General features: G+C 60.0%; 21 protein-coding genes and 2 riboswitches. Of the genes, 19 read left to right on the top strand and 2 right to left on the bottom strand.

Translation table 11 applies throughout. From position 1 onward, the window contains the following. Positions 1-105: 105 nt before the first annotated feature. The 10 genes from F3H41_RS03320 to F3H41_RS03275 all read left to right on the top strand — a co-directional run bounded on the left by F3H41_RS03320 (position 106) and on the right by F3H41_RS03275 (position 6,808). Positions 106-2,433 carry a hypothetical protein gene (locus F3H41_RS03320; protein ID WP_149737129.1) on the top strand — a complete coding sequence of 776 codons (2,328 nt, stop codon included), beginning with the start codon at positions 106-108 and terminating at the stop codon, positions 2,431-2,433. Between the two features lie 536 nt (positions 2,434-2,969). Then, positions 2,970-3,296 (top strand): hypothetical protein, encoded by a 327-nt coding sequence (locus F3H41_RS03315; RefSeq protein ID WP_149737128.1) that lies wholly within the window; start codon positions 2,970-2,972, stop codon positions 3,294-3,296. Positions 3,297-3,323: 27 nt separating this feature from the next. Continuing rightward, on the top strand, positions 3,324-3,929 hold the full coding sequence (locus F3H41_RS03310) for a helix-turn-helix domain-containing protein (RefSeq protein WP_149737127.1): 606 nt from the start codon (positions 3,324-3,326) through the stop codon (positions 3,927-3,929). 6 nt (positions 3,930-3,935) lie between these two features. Continuing rightward, positions 3,936-4,316, top strand: a complete 381-nt coding sequence (locus tag F3H41_RS03305; protein WP_149737126.1) for a capsid cement protein — start codon at positions 3,936-3,938, stop codon at positions 4,314-4,316. 4 nt (positions 4,317-4,320) lie between these two features. Then, complete coding sequence (locus F3H41_RS03300; protein ID WP_149737125.1) at positions 4,321-4,554, top strand: hypothetical protein; 234 nt, start codon at positions 4,321-4,323, stop codon at positions 4,552-4,554. Between the two features lie 3 nt (positions 4,555-4,557). Continuing rightward, positions 4,558-4,806, top strand: coding sequence for a hypothetical protein (locus tag F3H41_RS03295; RefSeq protein WP_149737124.1), 249 nt, complete (start codon positions 4,558-4,560; stop codon positions 4,804-4,806). Next, complete coding sequence (locus F3H41_RS03290; protein WP_149737123.1) at positions 4,803-5,180, top strand: hypothetical protein; 378 nt, start codon at positions 4,803-4,805, stop codon at positions 5,178-5,180. Before F3H41_RS03295 ends, F3H41_RS03290 begins: the two co-directional genes overlap by 4 nt. Next, positions 5,177-5,665 carry a hypothetical protein gene (locus tag F3H41_RS03285; RefSeq protein WP_149737122.1) on the top strand — a complete coding sequence of 163 codons (489 nt, stop codon included), beginning with the start codon at positions 5,177-5,179 and terminating at the stop codon, positions 5,663-5,665. Before F3H41_RS03290 ends, F3H41_RS03285 begins: the two co-directional genes overlap by 4 nt. A gap of 1 nt (position 5,666) precedes the next feature. Continuing rightward, positions 5,667-5,987 carry a hypothetical protein gene (locus tag F3H41_RS03280; RefSeq protein ID WP_149737121.1) on the top strand — a complete coding sequence of 107 codons (321 nt, stop codon included), beginning with the start codon at positions 5,667-5,669 and terminating at the stop codon, positions 5,985-5,987. 194 nt (positions 5,988-6,181) lie between these two features. Then, positions 6,182-6,808: a recombinase family protein gene (locus F3H41_RS03275; protein WP_149737120.1), complete on the top strand. Its 627-nt coding sequence runs from the start codon at positions 6,182-6,184 to the stop codon at positions 6,806-6,808. A gap of 72 nt (positions 6,809-6,880) precedes the next feature. Here the strand turns inward: F3H41_RS03275 and F3H41_RS03270 are convergent, their stop codons facing one another. Next, complete coding sequence (locus tag F3H41_RS03270; protein WP_188129324.1) at positions 6,881-8,239, bottom strand: site-specific integrase; 1,359 nt, start codon at positions 8,237-8,239, stop codon at positions 6,881-6,883. Between the two features lie 316 nt (positions 8,240-8,555). Here F3H41_RS03270 and F3H41_RS03265 point away from each other — a divergent pair, with 316 nt between their 5' ends. The 3 genes from F3H41_RS03265 to F3H41_RS03255 all read left to right on the top strand — a co-directional run bounded on the left by F3H41_RS03265 (position 8,556) and on the right by F3H41_RS03255 (position 13,348). Further along, positions 8,556-8,918 carry a hypothetical protein gene (locus F3H41_RS03265; RefSeq protein ID WP_149738194.1) on the top strand — a complete coding sequence of 121 codons (363 nt, stop codon included), beginning with the start codon at positions 8,556-8,558 and terminating at the stop codon, positions 8,916-8,918. Positions 8,919-9,356: 438 nt separating this feature from the next. After that, positions 9,357-11,954 carry a bifunctional lysylphosphatidylglycerol flippase/synthetase MprF gene (mprF, locus tag F3H41_RS03260; RefSeq protein WP_149737118.1) on the top strand — a complete coding sequence of 866 codons (2,598 nt, stop codon included), beginning with the start codon at positions 9,357-9,359 and terminating at the stop codon, positions 11,952-11,954. Next, positions 11,951-13,348 (top strand): AcvB/VirJ family lysyl-phosphatidylglycerol hydrolase, encoded by a 1,398-nt coding sequence (locus F3H41_RS03255; protein WP_149737117.1) that lies wholly within the window; start codon positions 11,951-11,953, stop codon positions 13,346-13,348. The genes mprF and F3H41_RS03255 overlap by 4 nt, the downstream gene beginning before the upstream one ends. Positions 13,349-13,439: 91 nt before the next feature. On the opposite strand, the gene F3H41_RS03250 is transcribed toward F3H41_RS03255, so the two are convergent. Further along, complete coding sequence (locus F3H41_RS03250) at positions 13,440-13,781, bottom strand: hypothetical protein (RefSeq protein WP_149737116.1); 342 nt, start codon at positions 13,779-13,781, stop codon at positions 13,440-13,442. Between the two features lie 219 nt (positions 13,782-14,000). Here F3H41_RS03250 and F3H41_RS03245 point away from each other — a divergent pair, with 219 nt between their 5' ends. The 6 genes from F3H41_RS03245 (at position 14,001) to gcvP (ending at position 21,365) form a co-directional block, all read left to right on the top strand. Further along, positions 14,001-14,285, top strand: coding sequence for a BON domain-containing protein (locus F3H41_RS03245; protein WP_149737115.1), 285 nt, complete (start codon positions 14,001-14,003; stop codon positions 14,283-14,285). 101 nt (positions 14,286-14,386) lie between these two features. Then, positions 14,387-15,730, top strand: a complete 1,344-nt coding sequence (locus tag F3H41_RS03240; protein WP_149737114.1) for a hypothetical protein — start codon at positions 14,387-14,389, stop codon at positions 15,728-15,730. Between the two features lie 14 nt (positions 15,731-15,744). Beyond that, a complete protein-coding gene (locus F3H41_RS03235) occupies positions 15,745-16,545 on the top strand; it encodes a hypothetical protein (RefSeq protein WP_149737113.1) in 801 nt (266 codons plus the stop codon). Positions 16,546-16,673: 128 nt separating this feature from the next. Next, positions 16,674-16,771: riboswitch (glycine riboswitch) on the top strand. Between the two features lie 3 nt (positions 16,772-16,774). Next, positions 16,775-16,848, top strand: a riboswitch (glycine riboswitch). A gap of 68 nt (positions 16,849-16,916) precedes the next feature. Then, a complete protein-coding gene (gcvT, locus tag F3H41_RS03230) occupies positions 16,917-18,056 on the top strand; it encodes a glycine cleavage system aminomethyltransferase GcvT (RefSeq protein ID WP_149737112.1) in 1,140 nt (379 codons plus the stop codon). 76 nt (positions 18,057-18,132) lie between these two features. Continuing rightward, on the top strand, positions 18,133-18,495 hold the full coding sequence (gcvH, locus tag F3H41_RS03225) for a glycine cleavage system protein GcvH (protein WP_149737111.1): 363 nt from the start codon (positions 18,133-18,135) through the stop codon (positions 18,493-18,495). Next, positions 18,495-21,365 (top strand): aminomethyl-transferring glycine dehydrogenase, encoded by a 2,871-nt coding sequence (gcvP, locus tag F3H41_RS03220; protein ID WP_149737110.1) that lies wholly within the window; start codon positions 18,495-18,497, stop codon positions 21,363-21,365. Before gcvH ends, gcvP begins: the two co-directional genes overlap by 1 nt. Positions 21,366-21,403 lie beyond the last annotated feature (38 nt).

Raw genomic sequence — 21,403 nt, 5'->3', positions numbered from 1 at the left:
TACCTTTGAAATTCAAAACAAAAAAATGCGCACTCGCCTTTGGGATTGGCGAATGCGCAATAGTGTAACCATGCCCTATAAAACCACATTTATTGCGAAAAGTCAATGGTTTTTGGGCTTTTGATTGGGAATATCAAAACAATGTCTAACAATTTTAACGATGAAGACCACTCCTCTAGTTTGGATGGCGCTACAATTGAGGCTGTTTATTCGGAAGAATACGGCAACATCATCGAAAAAGTAAAGTATCGTCTCCCGAACGGCGACAAAACGTTTCGGACATACTTTCTGAACCCGCTTAAATTCGATGAACGCCAATCTTCTAAATTGACGCAGGAACGCTTTATTCGCGACGTGTGGCTTCAGAATGATGACATCCTCGGCGAATTGCCCAAAGTCCCGCTTTTCCGTCAGGCTGAGATTGAAGCCGCTAAAGCCGATGCTGACTTTATTCCCGTTTACGAGGGGGAGGAAGATGCGCGGATCGGAGGGCTGATAGGTCTACCCGGAACGACGAACTTCGATGGCGGTGGTCAGTGGGCTGCTCGCTACACTGAGGCGCTGAAGGGCGCTAACGGCCTCGCCATTTTTCAGGACGAGGATGAAAAAGGGGTAGAGGCCGCCGTTAAGATTGCGGAAGAGATGTTTGGCAAGGTTGGCTGGGTGAAGATCATTCGACTGCCAGGGCTGCGGCATAAGGGCGACCTGCGAGACTGGTACAACGATCACAAAGCGCTTGGCTGGAAAGATGAAGAAATTCGCGCAGAGATCATCAGCATTATAAAAAAAACGAAGAGGTGGAGTCCCGTTGTGGTCGCTGACGGTCAGCTTGTGTCGATGATTGACCGAGCCGAGCACGAGCTTGTGGAGCGGCTGGCTGGGGTTTACCAGCGCGGGAACCAACTGGTGAAGGCGGTGAAGAGCGAGACGCCTACGTTCAAGGGCGGCAAGACAAAGAGCTACAAACTATTGCCGATGTCTGCTGACTCCCTGCGCGAGACAATGGGCCGCTGCATGGTTTTCCAGAAGGTCAAGCACGTGAAGCTGCCTGAGAAGGCGGCAGACGGATCGACCACAGTGAAAACTTACGTCTCGACAAACCCGCCACGTGATGTTGCGCAAACCCTCTTGTCGTCTGGGCGTGCATCAAAGCTGCCTGAGGTTGCCGGTGTCATTTCTTGCCCGACACTGCGCCCTGACGGCTCTGTGCTCGACCGAGAGGGATACGACCTCGCCACGGGGCTGCTCGTTCTGGAACCGCTCAGCTTGCCTTCCGATATGGCAATGAAGCCGACCAAGCAGGATGCCGAAGCGGCAATTGCGAAGCTGGATAAACTACTCGACGGCTTTCCGTTTAAAAGCGACGCGGATCGATCATCGGCGCTGTCTCTCTTGATGACGCCGGTTCTGCGGCCATGCATGGAAGCGGCACCGCTTCACGCTATCAGCGCCAACGGAGCGGGTGTGGGCAAAAGTTATCTTGCCGATATTGCTGCGACCATTGCAACGGGTGAACGAGCGCCGGTGACTTCGAGCGGCTGGTCTGTTGAAGAGATGGAGAAGCGGCTGACAGGTCCACTTCTTGATGGCTCCCCGTTCATCACGCTCGACAATCTGGATAAGTTTCCGATTGCCGGTGACTTCTTCTGCCAAGCGGTCGAGCGGCCCCGGCTGTCACTGCGAGCCTTGGGAACTACAGGCAACCGGGAGATTCTGAATCGTTCGTTCATGTGCGCTACCGGGATCGGTGTAACCATCAATGGGGACATGCTTCGGCGCACCTTGCTGATCTCGCTGGATGTGAACGAGGAGCGGCCCGAATTGCGGAAATTTGACTTCGATCCACTGGCAGAAGTCATGAAGGATCGTGCGTCTTACGTCAGCGCGGTGCTTACGATTGTGCGGGCATACATCCTTGCGGGCCGTCCTGCCAAATCTGATCCGCTGGGCAGCTTCGGCGCGTGGTCTGACAATGTGAGGTCGGCGCTGGTTTGGCTGGGCAAGGCTGATCCGATCAAGACGATGGAGGAGGCGCGAAAGGGCGACGATTCCTTGAACCTGTTTGCCGAGTTTATGAGTGCTTGGTGGGCTTGCGCTTCCGCGACCAAAGAAACTGCGAAACACAGGTCTGTTGATTTGCTCAAGGAGTTTAAAAACGATTGGAACGTTGATCGGGCGAAATTGCCGGAGGAGGCGCGAAAGCTGTTTGATCTCAAGGAGCGGGCGCAAGAAGCTCTTCACGCCTTCGGCAGTAATGCCCGCGATCAACTGACCGCAATCGGACTCGGCAAGGCCCTGAAGAAACACAACGGGGCTGTTGTGAATAAGATGAAGTTGATGTCTGAGTTTGATAGCCAAAGAAACGTTTGGGTTTGGTACATCAAAAACATTGAGCAAGCGACTGAAGATGACGGACTAAAAATTGCGGCTTGATGATTAGGGGCTTCGGCCCCTTTTCTATTTTTACGAGGAGTCGAGGGGTGTCGAGGGATTTTGCAGCCCCTGCCAGATACAAAATAAAAGAGGGGGGGGGGTAGGAAGGAAATTTTTTCTCTGAGGTAGAGTATTAAAATCCCTCGACACCCCTCGACTCCTAGTAAGTCAGCGCATTCCATTGTTGCCAAAATATCACAATGCGCTTCTATCGACTGACAATACTGCATTCAATCGAAAATTCTTGTTGACTTCTACTAAGATTTATGGTATAGTGCCATTGTTGAATTGATCAAAGCATCTTCAACCAATTCCCCATATTCGAATTGCGGCGGGCCTAAGCATCCCCGTTTGCAATGGCTTGTGTCTCGGCGTCGGACCCGAACCGCAAGCTGCTGCTTTAGCAGAGTCGGTGGTGCGCCTTCATCCAGCGCACGCGACCGGCAACACTCCCGCCCCACGTTTATCGTTCAGGGCGCGTGGGGCGGGAGTCCCTCAATTTCCCCAATCTCTCAACATTTTCAGGAATTTTCCCAATGTCCTTTAAGACTGGAATCCATTTTTTTATGGGCTGGAGCGGCAAAGCTTCAAACCTCCTCACGGACAATCTCCCTCCGCTCATTTTCTTCCATCCGACCGAGTCTGAAACGATGACGAAGCCCGGTGTTTCGAAGCTGGTCGGTCCTGCCACTCATTCCCGATGGGGTTCGGCAATCGTCCGCATCACCGCCGCGCAGGATTCCTTTGTAGCAATCGGCCAGGACCCCGAAGCCGAAAACGCGCCGAAGGCTTTGGTTCTCGCCGGTCAGACCATGGACCTTGTTCTCACGACCAATCAGAAAATCGCTTGGTCGCTGGCTTAACTCTTTCAAACAGATAGGATTTTTACGATGAGGTTTGGTTTTACTTACGGCGACGAACAGGCGCTTCTCCGCAAGGGGTGCGCAAAGGTCTTCAAAAATGAGTTGGACGCCATCCATGCCCTTAGGGAAGGAGACGAGCTTTTAACGACGGACGTGACCGCTCTCTTTGAGAGCCTCGCTGAAGACCACGGGGACGTTTACAAAATCCTCAAGGCCGAAGACGTGCCTTCCGGTCTGACCTTCGAAGAAGACGCCACCGTCGAGCATATGCATGAGCGGGGATATGATCAGAACGAAATCGCCAAGCGTCTGCACCTCTCAAAGTCTGCCGTATCGTCCGCCACCATCTACAACGCCGACAAGATTCAAAAGGCCTACCTTCAGCCATCTGTCAAAAAGCAATCGACCGGGAACGTCTACGACGACGCCCGCGCCGAGCTGGCTAAGGCAACCGCCGCTTTGGTCGCCAAGATGACAGTCGCAAAGTCTGGCCGCGATGAAGCCGCCGAAGCCGAGGAAGAGCTTGAACGGAAAGCCCAAGAGCTTCGCAATCGCAATCCCCGGATGACCCGCGAACAAGCACTTGCAAAAACGTACACTGAAAACCCCGATCTAATTGCGAAAATGAGGTAATTTCACATGGCTACTTATGAAAAGCTTAAAACTATCACGATGATCGCCGCCGCCGATTACAGCGACCAGACGGCACACTACAGATTCATCAAGTCTTCAACCGCTCCGAAGTCTTTTGTTCGTTGCGATACAGCAGGCGAACGGTCGGACGGCGTGTGTCAGGATCACCCCGGCGAAGGTCACGCATCCTGCATTGCTGTGGGTGGCGTCTCCAAGGTCGAAGCGGGCGCAGCGTTTAATCCCGGCGTGCAGATTTCGACTGATGCTCAGGGGCGCGCCATCGCCGCGACTTCCGGTGCTTACGTTCTGGGAACGTCAATCCTCGGCGCTGGCGCTGCCGGTGAGATTGTCTCCGTCCTTCTGGACAATAACGGCAAGAAGGCGTGATCCAATGGCTGCATTCGATGAATTGAAAGTGCTAGCGACGGCAAGGCAATTCGCCTTGCTCTCGCGCACCTACGAAAGTACGGCCCGCGATCTGTATTGCGAATGGTCAACAGGCCGAGAGATCACAAAGGCCGAGTCGGAATGGCTTCAGATTCTTCATGATTATTCGAAGACGCTCGACTTTTATTCGAAGAGTGCTGAAGCCGTTGTATTCGGCTGGGACGGCGTGGAGTTTTGAAAAATGGAATTTCCTGATCTCGTAAATTTCAAAGACGCATCTTTCTTTTTCTACAAAATGTCCTGCGATCTCGACAAGCACTCCGCGTCGTTTGTTTTTTCCAAAGCGCCGATTGACGGGATTACACCAAAACAGCGCGCAAAACTTAAAAGCAAAATCGTCGATTACGTTGATGTCACGTTTGAGCTTTCAAACCTGTTTGCTGATCTAGCCGATCAACAGGCAGCCAAGACGAAGGGGGCAGGCAAATGATCAAGCGTATTCGCATTTCCGATCTCCAGCGCAACGGCCTTTTGATCCCCGGCGCAAGCGGCCTTGTGCGGTTTGAAGACGGTTCAAGCGCAGTTGTCACGTGCATCAGCACAACTGAATTGCAGGTGGATCACATGGGCCACCGTTCTCTGCTCGAAGTCGTTTATCATCAACTGCGGAAGGTTGGTCAGCGTCCTTATTTCCTCGTCGCTGGTCGCCGGGTAATGGATGTCTACCACAGCGGAATGCTTGGCTTCACATCTCGCTTTGCAGCCGATATGCGCCACGAATCCGAACCCACAGCCCGCCCGTTTCGGATTCCCCGCAAGGGTTCTGAGGACTATGCGCGATTGTCGATTCAGGTGATGCGATGACGGAGCGCGGAAGGCCCACGCTTTATCGCGAAGAGTATTGTGATCTCGTTGTCGAGTTAGGAAAGCAGGGCAAGTCCGTTTCCGAATGGGCTTCAGCAATCGGCGTTGCCCGCTCGACACTTTGGGAATGGTCACAAACATACGACGATTTTTCGGCAGCGCTTATGCGCGCGAAGACTGAGGAACAAGCCTACTTCGAACGTACGGCCCGCGAGAATTTCGACAATCGAAACTTCAACGCAAACTTGTGGATCAAATCCGCCCAAGCCCGCTTTAGGGACGATTACACCGAACGCCGGGAAATCGAGACAAATGGCGCGGTTAACTTCACCGGCCTTCCCGCGCCCCAGATCGGCTCGATCCAATTTACCGTCATCGATCCCGCCAAGCTGGCGACTGAGGACTTAGAATCCTTAGCCAACATACTCCAATCCCAAAACAAAAGTCAAGCATTAACAATCGAACATGAGGCAGAAAATGAATAGTATGGAAAAACTCCAGCAGCACTACGTAGTAGCGCTAAGCACTTCGGAAGAAACATATCCCAGAATGCAAATGTGTTTCCCGACATTGCTGTTGAATAGCGAAAAGCAGGTCAGGAATTTTGTTGGGCAGTGCGATTACTACATGTCCGATATTGAGATTTCGGAAGAGATGCACAAGCACCTCGATAAGTGCGGATGTCCTGCGGATAATCGGCTTTTCATTGCGGATTACGAGGATTCTGCCCATTCCGTTTCAATCCGGCTCAAGCAAATGCAGCTTGCCGAATTGCAGGCGGAGCTTACGCGAACAAAAAGCGAATGAAACTTTAGCGAGTTCTGAAGTTGGAACAATCATAGAACCCCAGTCTTTTGGCTGGGGTTTTTGGTCTGGTCATTTTGGCTATGGCTCAAATAGACCGATAACAATGGTCATTTGACTGCCTCATATCAGTTGTTGACCGATGCAAAATAGACTGATACAAATGACCTATCCTAAATAGACTTTGGAGTCCGGTCATGTTTGTTCGTGCCTACCTTCGCGCATCCACGAAAGAGCAAGACGCCAATCGTGCAAAGGCAGACCTTCAGACCTTTGCGAATGAGCGCAAGCTAAAGATTGCCAGCTACTACGTCGAAAACGAAAGCGGCGCATCGCTCCAGCGGCCTGAGCTTTTTCGCCTCCTGACTGACTGTGAGGACGGCGATATTCTCTTGATTGAGCAGGTGGACCGACTTAGCCGCCTCAATGCAGCCGATTGGGAACGCCTTAAGGTGGAAATGAAGTCCAAGCAGGTGAAGGTGGTGGCGCTGGACCTCCCGACATCTTGGGAGCTTACGAAGGCAGTCAACGGTGATGACTTCACCGCCCGCATGTACGAGGCGCTGAATGCGATGATGCTCGACATGTTGGCTGCCATTGCCCGCAAAGACTATGAGGACCGTCGCAGGCGTCAGGCGCAAGGTATCGTCAAGGCGAAGGCTGACGGGCGCTACAAGGGCCGTCAAACCGATGAAAAGATGCACCAACGCATTGCCAAGCTGTTGGCCTCAGGAATGTCGTGGAGCGAAATCCAAGAGACCGTTGGATGCAGTCGCGGGACTATTGCCAATGTTAAAAAGCGGCTATCATCCATCACCAACTAGCCGTCATCAAAAAGTGTCATCAAAGAAAAAGGCCGCATTATCGCGGCCTTTTGTCTCTCTACTTCGATCTGATTATTCAGATGCCCTAGACGTTAGATAAGCAGCCCAAGCGGCCATTAGCTCGCGCCGCTGATCAAACAAGTCACTGCGGAAATATGCTCGCGATGTGCGGTCCCCGACAGCATGGCCTAAGCACTTCTCTGCCAGTTCGAACGATGCGTTATTCTCCGCTGCCCAATCGCGGAAGGTCGAGCGGAAGCCATGCACATGGAATGGCAACTTCCAGCGGCGCAAGACGGCAGTGAGTGTCATATCGGACAGCGGCTTACCGGGCTTGCTACCGGGGAAAACGAAACCATTGTCTTCGGGCTTTTGATTCTTCTCTTGAATCCTAAGAACTGCAATCGCCTCATCGGACAACGGAACTTTGTGCGGCTGCGGTTTGCCTTCGATGTTTACAGGGCGCTTCAATCTATTTGGCGGGATGGTCCAGCAAGCGTTGTCAAAATCGATTTCATCCCAAACCGCCAAACGCACTTCGCCCGAACGACTTGCGTTCAAGATCGTGAAACGTAGCGCAAGAGCATCCTTGCCCTTTGCTTCCGCTAACCGCGCATAGAACGCTGGCGCATCCACATGCGGCATTGCCTTCATTGAGGCGACGGCTTCCTCTTCCTGAGACCGTTCCGGCATCACACTCTTGATAAGCTTCGCAGTCGCAGGGTTTGCGTCAGTGCGCCATTTCTTTGCAATCGCGTACTCAATGACCGCTGCTATGCGAGAACGAAGTCGGTCAGCGGTCTCCGGTCGTTCGTGCCAGTGAGGCTTAAGAGTCCGCTCTACGTCATCCACCGCAATGGCAGCGACAGCCAAATCATGAAGCGGCTCGGCGTACTTGTTCAATGTCATATGCCATTGCTGCCGGTGCTTTTCGTTTTTCCAGCGCTTGTCCTTGTTATCCAGAACCTTGATCATACAATCTCGGAAGGTGGGCAAGTCTTCTGGGGTTGCGGCTTCCGAGATTGTAGCGCTCCCGTCATCCCCTGCCCCGTCATCTTCGGCCTTGGGCGTCTCACCCCTTAACTCTTGACGAGGGTCGAGCCCTTTGCCCACGAGCACGCGATACTCTTGCGCTTTATTGCGTGCTTCGCTGAGGCTGATGCCGAGCGTCTTCTTGCCCTTGACGGTTGTTTGAACGGCCCCCAGACCATCCTCACGCGCCTTGCCATCGAACGTGTAACGCATGACGAAACTTTTGTTGCCCTGCGGACTGACCACGACGTAAAGCCCTCCGCCATCATGCACTTTGTTTGGTATAAGTTTGCCCGTCTCGCTTGTCTTGGGAGCTAACGCCTCAATCTTTTTCGGATCGAGACGATTGATTGTTTTCAAACGCTCTACAGGCTCCTTACTTTCTTCTCGTTCCGCCATATCCAGCCTTTCCACATCCATTCCACATAATCGCATTGGATATAGCGCAATTATGTGGAATGGCAAAGGACACAACGAGACATAACCGGAATACGGCAGGCAGATTTAAGCATCTGTATTTATTGACATAAATTCCGATTTTCGTTGAAAAACAAGACCTTGCCAGCGCTGAAATTATTTAAGGTTATACGGACACCCCATCCGCCACAGCCGCAGTTATCCCGCCCTCTTCATCCGTGCATTGCCTATCACCGCAAACGCGCTACAGTTCTCCTCGCAAGATCGATAGCTTTGGGAGGAGCGCTTTATGAGACGGATGTGGCCGGAGGAGTTTGCTTATCTTTTGGAGGGTTCCGAGGAGGTCGCGCTTCAGATCGCGCCAGCGGCGAGCGAAGGTGCCCCGGCTGGCAAGGCGGTGAGCCGGAAGGCGCTGAAGGCACGGGTGACGCAGCAGGATTTCGAAAAGATCTGGCCGCTCGCGGAAGCGCGGTACCGGCTTGGCGGCGCCTTGGCCGGCAAGGCCATCACGCTCATCACCAACAATCCGCATTACCAGTCATGGCATCCCTCGGATGGCGGAAGTGTCGAGAGCGTGTCGGGCAGCGGTCACGCCTATACGACGCGTTATGTGATCGTGCATTTCCTGCTCGACGATGTCCGCGAAACGGTCGAGGCCTAAGCGCCGACCTTAGATCACGGTCGCCCGCCCGTTGGTCCGGCGGCCGTGCCCCACCCATTCAGTCCTCTTCGCAGGCGCCTTCATCGGTCAGGCCTGCCGCGGCACAGACGCCGGTGCGAGAGTCCGTGGCGCAATGATCGACCACGTTCAAGCGGAACGTCCCATCCCCGCGCAATCCTGTCCATTATTTAATTTGCGTCGATGCGGCCCTTGGCGTAGGCGTCTATCACGTTAGCTTCACGTATCCGTGATCTCTTGTATATCGGTCCGTCTCGGCCTCCCCGGCCGGCGGAGCCTCGATTCCTTGATGGGGTATGCGCCGTGACAGGCTTTTCTTGATGGACCGATGATGGGCCGGCGGATGAGCGCTGCCAAGCCCCTCGCCTGAACTGATCCTCCCCCTTTCCGCGCGACACCCGACACCTCCGGAGATCTTCGATGCTCACCGAGCAACGGTCCGACGACATTCCCGCCATCAGCGGCTGGCGACAGCTCTTCCTGACCTACCGGATTTATCTCACCGCGGCCGCCATCGTCGCGGTCAGCGGACTCATGGCCTTTGCGCTATACCGCCTCACCGACGAGGTGCGCTACGCGGACGTGATCGACGCGCTCTCCGACACGACCTGGCTCGACATCGGCGCGGCCGTGTTCTTCACGGGCCTCAGCTTCCTCTGCCTCATCCTCTACGACACCAACGCGCTCGATTTCGTCGGCCGCAAGAAGCCCTTCGCCTCCGTCGCGGTCACGGCCTTCACCGCCTATGCGGTCGGCAATACCGTCGGTTTCGGGCCGCTCAGCGGCGGGGCGATCCGGCTGCGCGCCTATAGCCGGCTCGGCCTCACGCCCGGCGAGATCGCCCGGGTCATCGGCTTCGTCACCCTCTCCTTCGGGCTCGGCCTGCTCGTCGTCAGCGCGCTCGCAACGCTCGCCGTCGCGCCGCGTGTCGCCGGCATCATTGCCGTCGATCCGGTTATTTTGCGCATCATCGCCGGCGGCATCCTTGCCCTCGTGACCGTGGTCTTCTGGCTCGGCCGGGACGGGCGCAGCGTCAAGCTCGGCAGGATGCGCCTCAGGCTTCCCGACAGCCGCACGGCATCCCGCCAGTTCCTCGTCTCGGCCGCCGATATCGCCGCTTCCGCCTCCGTGCTCTATGTGCTGCTGCCCGAGACCCATGTGGGCTGGCCGACCTTCCTCGCCATCTACGCGACCGCCATCGGCTTCGGGGTCCTCAGCCACGTGCCGGCCGGCCTCGGCGTCTTCGAGGCGGTGATGATGGCGGGCCTGTCGCAGGCGATCAGCCTCGACCAGTTGCTCGGCGGGCTCGTTCTCTACCGCCTCGTCTACTACGTGCTGCCGCTGCTCGTCTCCGTCGTGCTGCTGCTGGTGACGGAAATGCGGGCGCTTGCCGGTCGGCCCGGCGTTGCGGAAACGGCGGCGGTGGCGGGGCGGCTCGCGCCGATCCTCATCTCCACCCTCGCCTTCATTCTCGGCGCCATGCTGATCTTTTCGAGCGTCGTGCCGTCCGAGGATCTGACGCTCGATCTGCTCTCGACCTATCTGCCGCTGCCGATCGTCGAAAGCGCACATTTCCTGTCGAGCATCGTCGGGCTCGTGCTGCTCGTCACGGCGCGCGGCCTCAGCCAGCGCGTCGATGTCGCCTGGTGGGTGGCGCTGGTCGCGAGTGCCGCCGCCCTCGTCATGGCGCTCCTGAAAGCCGTCGCGGTGGTCGAGGCCTTGGCGCTCGCCCTGCTTGTCGCCGCGCTTCTTGCCAACGGCAAGGAATATACCCGCCGGGCGGCGCTCCGGCCGCAGACGCTCGGTCCGCTGTGGGTCGCCTCCATCGGGGTGATCTTCATTTCCGCCCTGGTGGTCCTGCTCTTCATCTACCGCGATACCGAATATACCCATCGCCTGTGGTGGCAGTTCACTTTCGAGGATGATGCGCCGCGCGGCCTGCGCGCCCTGCTCGGCGTAGCGATCGGTGCTGCGGCGCTGACGGCCTACGGCCTCCTGCGCCCCGCCCATATCCGCACCGCACCGGCCGAAGAGGACGACCTTGCGCGCGCCGTCGCTATTGCCGAAGCGCAGGATGTCGCCGATGCCAATCTGGTTCGCATGGGCGACAAGCACCTGATGTTCTCGCCCTCCGGCAAGAGCTTCATCATGTACGGCATCCATGGCCGCTCCTGGATCGCGCTGATGGATCCCGTCGGCATCGAGGCGGAGTTTCCCGAGCTCGTCTGGCAGTTCGTGGAAACCGCCCGCAGCTATGGCGGGCGCGCCGCCTTCTACCAGATCTCCCCGGCCATGCTGTCCTGCTGCGCGGATACGGGCCTTCGCGCCTTCAAGCTCGGCGAACTCGCCATGATCGATCTGCCGACTTTCGAGCTGAAGGGCGGCCGCTTTGCGACGCTGCGCCAGTCCCACACCCGCGGCCAGCGCGACGGCCTCAGCTTCACCGTCGTCGGCACGGACGGGCTGGACCCCATCATGGAAGACCTCAAGGCCGTCTCGGACAGCTGGCTCGATCATCATCAGGCGCGCGAAAAGACCTTCTCGCTCGGCGCCTTCGACGAGGCATATATGCGCGCCCAGCCGGTCGCCGTCGTCTGGCTGGAGGGAAAGATCGTCGCCTTCGCCACGCTGATGGTGACGAACACAAAGGCGGAGGCGACCGTCGATCTCATGCGCTTTGCGCCGGAAGCGCCGAGGGGCACGATGGACTTCCTGTTCGTCAGCATCCTCGACCACCTCAAACGCGAGGGTTACCTGCGCTTCAATCTGGGCATGGCGCCACTGTCGGGCATGGCCCGGCGCGAGGCGGCGCCGGTGTGGGACCGCATCGGCGGGCTGCTCTTCGAGCACGGCGAGCGCTTCTACAACTTCAAGGGCCTGCGCGCTTTCAAATCAAAATTCCACCCCCGCTGGGAACCGCGTTATCTTGCGGTTGCCAACGGAGCGGGTGCCGCGCTTGCATTGATGGATGTCACCTTCCTTATCGGGGGCGGCGTCAAGGGAGTGATTTCGAAATGACGACATGCCTCACATCGACGACCCGGGCGACCCTTGTCGCCGCTTTGCTATCAGGCCTTTGCCTCGTTCCCTTTTCTGCGGGCGCGCAGGATGCGACGACGCCGCACTATGACACCGGCATGATCCCCGGCGACCATATCCTGCTGCCGGAAAATCCGCCCGTCGCCAATGTCGTGCTGATTTCCGACGGGGATGGCTGGAACGCCGCCGAACAGGCGGAAGCCGAGGCGCTGATCGCCAATGACGTCGCCGTCATCGGCATTGATTTCCCGGAGTATCTGAAGGCGCTGAGGGCCGATGACGGCGACTGCGTCTACATGATCTCGGACGTCGAATCGCTGGTGCACCAGGTGCAGCGCGTCGGCAAGGCCGAGAAGCTGACGCCGCCGATCGTGGCCGGCATCGGCGAGGGCGGCGCCCTGGCGCTGGCGATGATCGCCCAGAGCCCGGAAGCGACGATCGGCGAGGCCATCGCCGTCGATCCGCTGGCCGGCATTCCGCTTGCCAAGCAACTGTGCACCCCGGCCGAAAAGACGTCAGTCGGCGACCGCATGCTCTACGGCCTGACGGACGGGGCCCTGCCCGCCCCCGTCACCGTGCTCTTCACCGCCAAGGCCTCGGCCGAGGGCAAGGCGCACGTGGCCTCCATCGTCAAGGATCACCCGGATGTCGTGACGCGCGACAGCGACGACGATGCCATGACGACTCTTGGCCAGGCGCTCGATGACAGTATCAATGCTGAAAACGAGACGCAGGATCCGCTCGGCCTGCCGCTCAGCATCCTCGAGACCAAACCGACCATGGACACCATGGCCGTGATCTATTCCGGCGACGGCGGTTGGCGCGATCTCGATCGCGAGGTCGGCGGCGCCCTCCAGGATCGCGGCATTCCGGTGGTAGGCGTTGATTCGCTCCGCTACTTCTGGTCGGAGCGCAAGCCGCAGGAAACCGCCGACGACCTGACGCGCATCATCGACACCTATCGCAAGCACTGGCACGTCAAGAACGTTCTCCTGATCGGCTATTCCTTCGGCGCCGACGTGCTGCCGGCGACCTACAACCTCCTCCCGGCCGATGACCGCGACCACGTGGTGCTTCTGTCGCTCCTCGCGCTCTCGAAGGAGGTCGACTACGTCATTTCCGTCGAGGGCTGGCTCGGCGTTGCGGGCGATGGGAAAGCGGGCAATTCGCTCGATGATATCGCCAAGATCAAGCCCTCCCTCATCCAGTGCATCTACGGCACGGAGGAGGATGACGATCCCTGCCCGTCGCTGAAGGACAAGGGCATCGAGACGCTTGGCATCGAGGGCGGTCACCATTTCGACGAGGATTACGAGGCGCTCGCCGACAAGATCGTTGCGGCCCTCAAGGCCCGTCTTACGGCCGCAAAATAGGGGACAGGCCCCTCCCCGCACGACAAAGCCGGCATGCCTCCTCGGCATGCCGGCATTCAAGCCACGGGCAAACGCCCGTTGTCTTCACAGATCAGTGCAGGCTGATCGTGTAGGTGCCGAGTTCGCACAGGTCCTGCGAGTCTTCGAGGTCCTCGATCTTGGAGTCCTCGGTGAATTCGAAGCGCATGTCGTATTTGCACACGGACCGGCCGTCAGCGATGGTGATTTCCATCGTCTCGCCGGGTGCAACGACCTTGTCGCCGAAAATGTCCTCTTCCCAGTCATCGACGCCGACCGGCGACGAATAGAAGCGCTCGAGCGTGCCGGGCGTGTTGTTGACGATCTTGAATACGAGGTCTTCGGCCTTGGCGGCCGTCATGGAGGTGATGAAGGCCGCAGCGAGTGCAGCGGCCGACAGCAGGGTCTTGCGCATACGTTTCTTCCCCAAACGTCCGATAGTGGACGTCAACGGCATAGCAGAGCCTAATTTAGACGCAACCGCCGTCTGAGGACATGTTTGATCGCTCCCAAATTTGGCTGCTGCAGTTTGAGGCTTCGCATTCGCCATTTGTTTCAACACCTTAACGTGAGATGAACAAAAACGCCTCTCGCGGGTTATTCCGCCATCAACCGTCAACCGGGAGCATATGCGATGGTCTTCAAACCCGATCTCTTCAAGGGCGAGCGGCCCGAGCGTATTTTTGCCGAAGACAGCGCCGATCTCGAGCGCGCGGTGGCCAACGCGATCGCCGTCACGGGCGGCCTCCAGGCTGATCAGGTGAGCGTAACGCAGGCCGATGGCAGGATCGTTCTCAGCGGCAGTGTCGGCACCCACGCGGAAGCCGACCGGGCGGAAGCGGCCGCGATCGGCGCGGCGCGCGGCACGGCCATCGACAACCGACTGCGCGTCGAGGGGCCGGAGCCATTCGCGGGCTGAGCCTTGCCCCCGTTCGCCGTCGCACCGCAGCGGGCCTTCATTTTGCCGGTATCATCATGATCTGTTAACCGTTCTGAAAAACGGATGCGGAGAGTGATTGCATGGCGCTTGGCGCGGCACACAGGCTTCAGGACGGGATTGCCGCCGTCGAGACCATGACTCGTTTTGCCCTTGCCGTCCTCTCGGTGGCCTCGGGTGTCTATACCTATCTCGGGGTGCGCAGCATCCTCGACGGGTCCGCGACGGCGGTGTTCTTCGCCGCCATCATCTATTCCACCGCCGTCTCGGTCGCCATCTATGCCTTCTGGAGCTACATGGCGCGCTTCTACCCGCATGTGACGAGCGCCACGGGCCGGACGGCGATGCTGGGGGTCATGGCACTCGGCTGTGCCATGATCATCGCCATGTCGAGCTGGCTGAATGCGGCGGCGCTGGCTGGTTCGGCGGCGCTGGAACAGCACCTTGCCGAAACCATCGAGGATTATACGCAGGACCTCGACCAGGCCCATCAGAATGCGCTTGCGGCCCAAAGCCTGCTGCCGGACATTCAGCGGGCCAGCGAACGCTTCTCGCGCCTCGCCCAGCAGGAGCAGGAGACCGGTGCGCTGACCGGCACGACCGGTGCGGGGTCCGTGGTCCAGCTCCTGACGCAGATGGCGGCCCAGCTCAAGGAGCTGGAAAACGGCATCAGTGCATCGCGCGAGCGAGTGACGACGCTCTTTGATGACGGGCGCAAGCATCTCGCCACCATGCGCGGCATCGTCTCCGCGCCGGGCGCCATCGAGCCGCGCGCCGATACGTTCGCCACGGAGGCCGTTGCGCTGTCGGGCGTCATCGCCTCGCTGGAGCAGACGTCGATAGCCGCCTCCGTCAAGCGTGCCGCCGACGATCTGTCGCTCGGCTTCATCGCGCCGGTGGCGAGCGGAGCGGAAGCCGGTCTGGCGCAGCGGCAGGATCAGGTGATGGAAACGATCCGCAGTTCCGTCTCCTCGCAGTCGAAGGTGCTCTCGGCCGCTGCAGACGAGATTCTCGCCCGCACGCCAGTTGCGGAGCGCCGATTCGTGCCGCTGTCGTCTGCCGAGGCGGTGCTGCGCTATGCCGCCGACTTCATCCCGAGCTGGGCCGGGGCCATTTCCATCGACCTTCTGCCGGCCGTGCTCGTCTTCATGCTGGCCATCGTCCATGCGGCCCTGCGCCGGCAGGAAGAGGTTCTGCCACTCGCCGACCGGATCACGGCGGCCGAACTGATCGAGGCCCTGCGTGTCGGTCGCGCGATCAGTGCCAGCCAGCCCGAGGATCCCGAACGGTTGCAGGCCGCCCTCCAAACCACCACCGAAAGCGCAGCCAAGCCGACCGAGACGGCAGGCCCGGACAGCGCGGATAGCGCCAATGTCACCAGCCTCGACCTTGCCGGCAAATCGCCGCGCAAGGGGCCGCCGGTCTGACGGGAGGCTGGGCCATGGGTTTTGGCAACGCACTGAAACGAACGGGCCGCGTGCTGCTGTCGACCGACGACGGCACGCTGATGCGGCATGCCTTCACCGCGGTCCTGTCGGTGGCCGCCATCCTCGTGGTGGTCGACTACCGCGACCTGGTTCTCGACGGACAGCACCCCGGCCTTGCCACTCCCGGCACCGACCCTGCCCTCCCGGTTCTACCGCCCTCACTGACCGACGGAAAGCCGGAAGGTGCGCCCGGTGACATCAAGACGGCGCAGGAGACGCTGCGCGCACCGATCCGCTTCGACCTGAAGCCTGGCGGCATCCTGACGGCCGAGGGCACGGTCGATGCCGGGTCAGCGGACCGCTTCAGGGCCGAGATCGAGGCGCGCGGGGAATATGTGAAGACCGTTCAGCTCTCCTCGCCCGGCGGCTCCGTCGCCGATGCGCTGGCCATCTCTGCGCTGATCCGCGAAAAGGGTCTTTCCACCGATGTGAAGGCCGGGGCTCTCTGTGCCTCATCCTGCCCGCTCATTCTGGCCGGCGGCGTGACGCGTAGCGTCGAGGACGGCGCCATCATCGGCGTCCACCAGATCTACGACGGTTCGGGCCAGCAGGCCCGGGCACCCACGGGCGCCGAGGCCATGGCGATGACGCAGGTGACGACGGCGCGCATCGGACGACACCTGCAGCAGATGGGGGTCAAGCCGGATCTGTGGCTGCTTGGCCTCGAAACACCGCCCGACAGCCTGCACTACCTGACGGCCAAGGAAATGGCCGATACCGCGCTCGTGACCGCGCCCGTAAAACGCAAATCCTGATCCTGTCCGCTACGCAACGAACCGTCCTCCTGCGGCGGCTCTTACGGGCGCCATGTCCACTGCGACTTTTATCTGTTCAGGCGCGACATATTCCCCTTGCCAAAGCGCTGCCGACGCCGTTATCTGGATCCATCTTGTTGGGAGAAATCGGGACGGCCGAAAGGTCCGAGCCCGGTGCCGAAGGAGCAACCGCCCCGGAAACTCTCAGGCGAAAGGACCAGCAAGATGCCGAAAGGACTCTGGAGAGAAGCATCCGCTCGCCGAAGGGATAACAATCTCAGGCAAAGGGACAGAGGGGGCTCAAGGTGTGCGGACAGTCGTCCCATATCCGTCACGAGCCGGCGCCTGGCGCCACAACCTGGAGGCAGACCGTGGACACAGCATCCACCCTGTTGAACACCCCGCTTCACGATCTTCATCTGTCGCTCGGCGCCCGCATGGTGCCGTTTGCCGGCTATTCCATGCCGGTGCAGTATCCTGAAGGCATTCTGAAGGAACACCTGCACACCCGCGCCGCAGCCGGCCTCTTCGATGTCTCGCATATGGGCCAGGTGACACTGGTGCCGAGATCGGGCCGTGTCGAGGATGCCGCGCTGGCGCTCGAACGTCTCGTACCGGTCGATGTGCTTGGCATCGCGCCGGGCCGCCAGCGCTACGGCGTCTTCACCAACGAGGCCGGCGGCATTCTGGATGACCTCATGATCGTCAACCGCGGGGACCATCTGTTTCTGGTCGTCAACGCTTCCCGCAAGCACGAGGACGTGGCGCATCTGCGGGCAGCTCTCTCCGACGTCTGCGATATCACGCTGATCGAGGATCACGCCCTGATTGCGCTTCAGGGGCCCAAGGCGGAAGCCGCGCTTGCTGCGCTGTGGCCCGAGGCGGCCGGCATGCGCTTCATGGATGCCCGGCCGGCGACGCTCGAGGGTGCCGCCTGTTTCGTGACGCGCTCCGGCTATTCGGGCGAGGATGGCTATGAGATCTCCGTGCCCGCCGATGCCGCCGAGCGGCTGTGCCGCGCCCTTCTTGCCAATCCTGATGTGCATCCGGTCGGCCTCGGCGCGCGCGATTCCCTGCGGCTGGAGTCCGGTCTCTGTCTCTACGGCAACGACATTGACGAGGGCATCAGCCCGGTCGAGGCGGCGCTCGAATGGGCGATGCAGAAGGTGCGTCGCACCGACGGCGCTCGCGCCGGCGGCTTTCCGGGCGCGGACCGCATCCTTGGCGAACTCCAGTCAGGCGCGCAGCGGCGCCGTATCGGCCTGAAGACGGAGGGACGCGCCCCGGTTCGCGGCGGCGTCGCCCTGTTTGCCGATGCCGAGGGCCGGCAGCCGGTCGGCACCGTCACCTCTGGCGGCTTTGGCCCGAGCGTCGATGCGCCCGTCGCCATGGGCCTTATCGACAGCGCGCATGCTGCGACCGGCACGGCGCTTTTTGCCGAAGTGCGCGGCAAGTACCTGCCGGTCACCGTCTGCGCCCTGCCCTTCATCCCGGCGCGCTTCAAGCGCTGATCCTTCAAACGAAAGGTCCGTTTTTCCACCCCGGATCGGACCCGGCTATACTCTCCAGACAAGAGGAACGACGTCCATGCTGAAATTCACCCCCGACCATGAATGGCTCCAGATCGCCGGCGATGTTGCCACGGTCGGCATTACCACCCACGCCGCCGCGCAGCTTGGCGATCTCGTCTTCGTCGAACTGCCCGAGGTTGGCGCCAGCTTCGGCAAGGGCGACAGCGCCGCCACGGTCGAATCCGTCAAGGCCGCATCCGACGTCTATTCGCCGGTGGCCGGCGAGATCGTCGAGGTCAACGAGGCCATCGTTTCGGATCCTTCCCTTGTGAACTCCGATCCGCAGGGCGCCGCCTGGTTTTTCAAGATCAAGCTTTCGGACAGCTCCGAACTGGACGGCCTGATCGATGAGGCCGCCTATCAGGAGCTCGTCGCCTGATGTCGCTGCCAGTCGATTTCACCTTTACCGACTACAAGCCTTACGACTTTGCCAATCGCCGCCATATCGGTCCCTCGCCGGCCGAGATGGACGAGATGCTGAAGGTCGTCGGCTATCCCAGCCTCGATGCGCTGATCGATGACACCGTGCCCGCCTCGATCCGGCAGGGCACCCCGCTCGCCTGGGGCCCGGCCATGACCGAGCGCGAGGCGCTCGACAAGCTGCGCGAGACGGCCAACCGGAACCAGAAGCTCGTTTCCCTCATCGGCATGGGCTATTACGGCACAATCACGCCGCCGGTTATCCAGCGCAACATTCTGGAGAACCCCGCCTGGTACACGGCCTATACGCCCTACCAGCCCGAGATCAGCCAGGGCCGCCTCGAGGCGCTTCTCAACTACCAGACCATGGTCTGCGATCTCACCGGTCTTGATGTCGCCAATGCCTCGCTGCTGGACGAGGCGACGGCTGCGGCCGAAGCCATGGCCATGGCCGAGCGCGTCTCGAAGTCGAAGGCGAAGACCTTCTTCGTGGACGAGAACTGCCACCCGCAGACCATTGCCCTCATCATGACCCGCGCCGAACCGCTCGGTTGGAGCGTGACGGTCGGCAATCCCTTTGCCGACCTCGACCCCGTCGATGTCTTCGGCGCGATCTTCCAGTATCCCGGCACCTATGGCCATGTGCAGGATTTCACCGGCCTCATCGCCCGCCTGCACCAGACGGGCGCCATCGCCATCGTTGCCGCCGATCCTCTGGCGCTTGCGCTTCTAAAGTCGCCGGGCGAGATGGGCGCCGACATCGCCATCGGCTCCACCCAGCGCTTCGGCGTGCCGGTCGGCTATGGCGGTCCGCATGCGGCCTATATGGCGGTCAAGGATGCGCACAAGCGGTCCATGCCCGGCCGCCTCGTCGGCGTCTCCGTCGATGCCCGCGGCAACCGCGCCTACCGCCTTTCGCTCCAGACCCGCGAACAGCATATCCGCCGGGAGAAGGCGACCTCCAACATCTGCACCGCGCAGGTTCTGCTGGCGGTGATGGCCTCCATGTATGCGGTCTTCCATGGACCGAAGGGAATCAAGGCGATAGCGCAAAGTGTTCACAAAAAGACCGTACGTCTTGCCATGGGCCTTGAGAAACTCGGATACCGCGTTGAACCGGAAGTGTTTTTCGATACCGTGACCGTCGATGTCGGAAAGCTTCAGGGCATCATCCTGAAGACAGCCGTCGCCGAAGGCGTCAACCTGCGCAAGATCGGCGATGACAGGATCGGCATCAGCCTTGACGAGCGCTCGCGGCCGGTCACGCTGGAGGCCGTCTGGCGGGCCTTTGGCGGCGACTTTGAGGTCTCGGCGTTCGATCCTGACTATCGACTTCCGGAAAATCTCCTGAGAACAACGGATTATCTGACGCATCCAATCTTTCACATGAACCGCGCGGAAAGCGAGATGACGCGCTACATCCGCCGGCTCGCCGACCGGGATCTGGCGCTCGACCGGGCCATGATCCCGCTCGGCTCCTGCACCATGAAGCTCAACGCCACGGCGGAGATGCTGCCGATCACCTGGCCGGAATTTGCCGAGATCCACCCCTTCGTGCCGGCCGATCAGGCGCAGGGCTATCGTCATATGATCGAGGACCTCGCCGATAAGCTCTGCCAGGTCACCGGTTACGACGCGGTCTCCATGCAACCGAATTCCGGCGCGCAGGGCGAATATGCGGGCCTCCTGACCATCCGCGCCTATCACGAAGCCCGAGGCGAGGCGCATCGCACCGTCTGCCTCATCCCGACCTCCGCGCATGGCACCAATCCCGCCTCGGCGCAGATGGCGGGCATGAGCGTGGTCGTGGTGAAGGTGAGCGAGAACGGCGACATCGATATGGATGATTTCCGTTCCAAGGCAGAGGCTTACGCGGACAAGCTCTCGTGCTGCATGATCACGTATCCGTCGACGCACGGCGTGTTCGAGGAGAATGTCCGGGAGATCTGCGAGATCGTGCACGCCCATGGCGGTCAGGTCTACATGGACGGCGCCAACATGAACGCCATGGTCGGGCTGGCGCGTCCCGGGGACATCGGCTCGGATGTCTCGCATCTCAACCTGCACAAGACGTTCTGCATTCCGCATGGCGGCGGCGGTCCCGGCATGGGGCCGATCGGCGTCAAGGCGCATCTCGCCCCCTACCTTCCCGGCCACCCGCAGGTGCCGGGGCTTGGCGGCACGGGTGCGGTCTCGGCCGCGCCCTTCGGCTCGGCCTCGATCCTGCCGATCTCCTGGAGCTACTGCCTGATGATGGGTGGCGAAGGGCTGACGCAGGCGACCAAGGTTGCGATCCTCAACGCCAACTATATCGCCGCACGATTGAAGGGCGCCTTCGACGTGCTCTACACCTCCAAGAAAGGTCGTGTGGCGCATGAGTGCATCATCGACACGCGCCCACTGGTGGCGAGCGCAGGGGTCACGGTCGATGATGTCGCCAAGCGTCTCATCGACAGCGGCTTCCACGCGCCGACCATGAGTTGGCCGGTGGCGGGCACGCTGATGATCGAGCCGACCGAGAGCGAGACGAAGGCCGAACTTGACCGCTTCTGCGACGCCATGCTGTCGATCCGCGAGGAGGCACGCGCCATCGAGGAAGGGCGAATGGACCGGGAGAACAACCCGCTGAAGAACGCCCCGCACACCGTCGAGGATCTCGTCGGCGAATGGGACCGTCCCTACAGCCGCGAACAGGCCTGCTTCCCGCCGGGCGCCTTCCGCGTCGACAAATACTGGTCGTCGGTCAACCGGGTCGACAATGTCTATGGCGACCGCAATCTCGTCTGCACCTGCCCACCGGTCGAGGACTATGCGCAGGCCGCCGAATAGACATCAGCACACGCGCAGGAGACGGAACCCGTCTCCTG

This window comes from Rhizobium sp. RU20A (genome assembly GCF_900155885.1).
In the GTDB taxonomy this organism is placed as follows: Bacteria; Pseudomonadota; Alphaproteobacteria; order Rhizobiales; family Rhizobiaceae; genus RU20A.
Note: the sequence above shows the minus strand (reverse complement) of the source record. Positions and strands in the feature narration are given on the sequence as shown.

Excerpts from the sequence above, each read along its gene's own strand:
- F3H41_RS03320 (WP_149737129.1), top strand. The coding sequence starts at position 106 with ATGGTTTTTGGGCTTTTGATTGGGAATATCAAAACAATGTCTAACAAT.
- F3H41_RS03315 (WP_149737128.1), top strand. The coding sequence starts at position 2,970 with ATGTCCTTTAAGACTGGAATCCATTTTTTTATGGGCTGGAGCGGCAAA.
- F3H41_RS03310 (WP_149737127.1), top strand. The coding sequence starts at position 3,324 with ATGAGGTTTGGTTTTACTTACGGCGACGAACAGGCGCTTCTCCGCAAG.
- F3H41_RS03305 (WP_149737126.1), top strand. The coding sequence starts at position 3,936 with ATGGCTACTTATGAAAAGCTTAAAACTATCACGATGATCGCCGCCGCC.
- F3H41_RS03300 (WP_149737125.1), top strand. The coding sequence starts at position 4,321 with ATGGCTGCATTCGATGAATTGAAAGTGCTAGCGACGGCAAGGCAATTC.
- F3H41_RS03295 (WP_149737124.1), top strand. The coding sequence starts at position 4,558 with ATGGAATTTCCTGATCTCGTAAATTTCAAAGACGCATCTTTCTTTTTC.
- F3H41_RS03290 (WP_149737123.1), top strand. The coding sequence starts at position 4,803 with ATGATCAAGCGTATTCGCATTTCCGATCTCCAGCGCAACGGCCTTTTG.
- F3H41_RS03285 (WP_149737122.1), top strand. The coding sequence starts at position 5,177 with ATGACGGAGCGCGGAAGGCCCACGCTTTATCGCGAAGAGTATTGTGAT.
- F3H41_RS03280 (WP_149737121.1), top strand. The coding sequence starts at position 5,667 with ATGGAAAAACTCCAGCAGCACTACGTAGTAGCGCTAAGCACTTCGGAA.
- F3H41_RS03275 (WP_149737120.1), top strand. The coding sequence starts at position 6,182 with ATGTTTGTTCGTGCCTACCTTCGCGCATCCACGAAAGAGCAAGACGCC.
- F3H41_RS03270 (WP_188129324.1), bottom strand. The coding sequence starts at position 8,239 with ATGGCGGAACGAGAAGAAAGTAAGGAGCCTGTAGAGCGTTTGAAAACA.
- F3H41_RS03265 (WP_149738194.1), top strand. The coding sequence starts at position 8,556 with ATGTGGCCGGAGGAGTTTGCTTATCTTTTGGAGGGTTCCGAGGAGGTC.
- mprF (WP_149737118.1), top strand. The coding sequence starts at position 9,357 with ATGCTCACCGAGCAACGGTCCGACGACATTCCCGCCATCAGCGGCTGG.
- F3H41_RS03255 (WP_149737117.1), top strand. The coding sequence starts at position 11,951 with ATGACGACATGCCTCACATCGACGACCCGGGCGACCCTTGTCGCCGCT.
- F3H41_RS03250 (WP_149737116.1), bottom strand. The coding sequence starts at position 13,781 with ATGCGCAAGACCCTGCTGTCGGCCGCTGCACTCGCTGCGGCCTTCATC.
- F3H41_RS03245 (WP_149737115.1), top strand. The coding sequence starts at position 14,001 with ATGGTCTTCAAACCCGATCTCTTCAAGGGCGAGCGGCCCGAGCGTATT.
- F3H41_RS03240 (WP_149737114.1), top strand. The coding sequence starts at position 14,387 with ATGGCGCTTGGCGCGGCACACAGGCTTCAGGACGGGATTGCCGCCGTC.
- F3H41_RS03235 (WP_149737113.1), top strand. The coding sequence starts at position 15,745 with ATGGGTTTTGGCAACGCACTGAAACGAACGGGCCGCGTGCTGCTGTCG.
- gcvH (WP_149737111.1), top strand. The coding sequence starts at position 18,133 with ATGCTGAAATTCACCCCCGACCATGAATGGCTCCAGATCGCCGGCGAT.
- gcvP (WP_149737110.1), top strand. The coding sequence starts at position 18,495 with ATGTCGCTGCCAGTCGATTTCACCTTTACCGACTACAAGCCTTACGAC.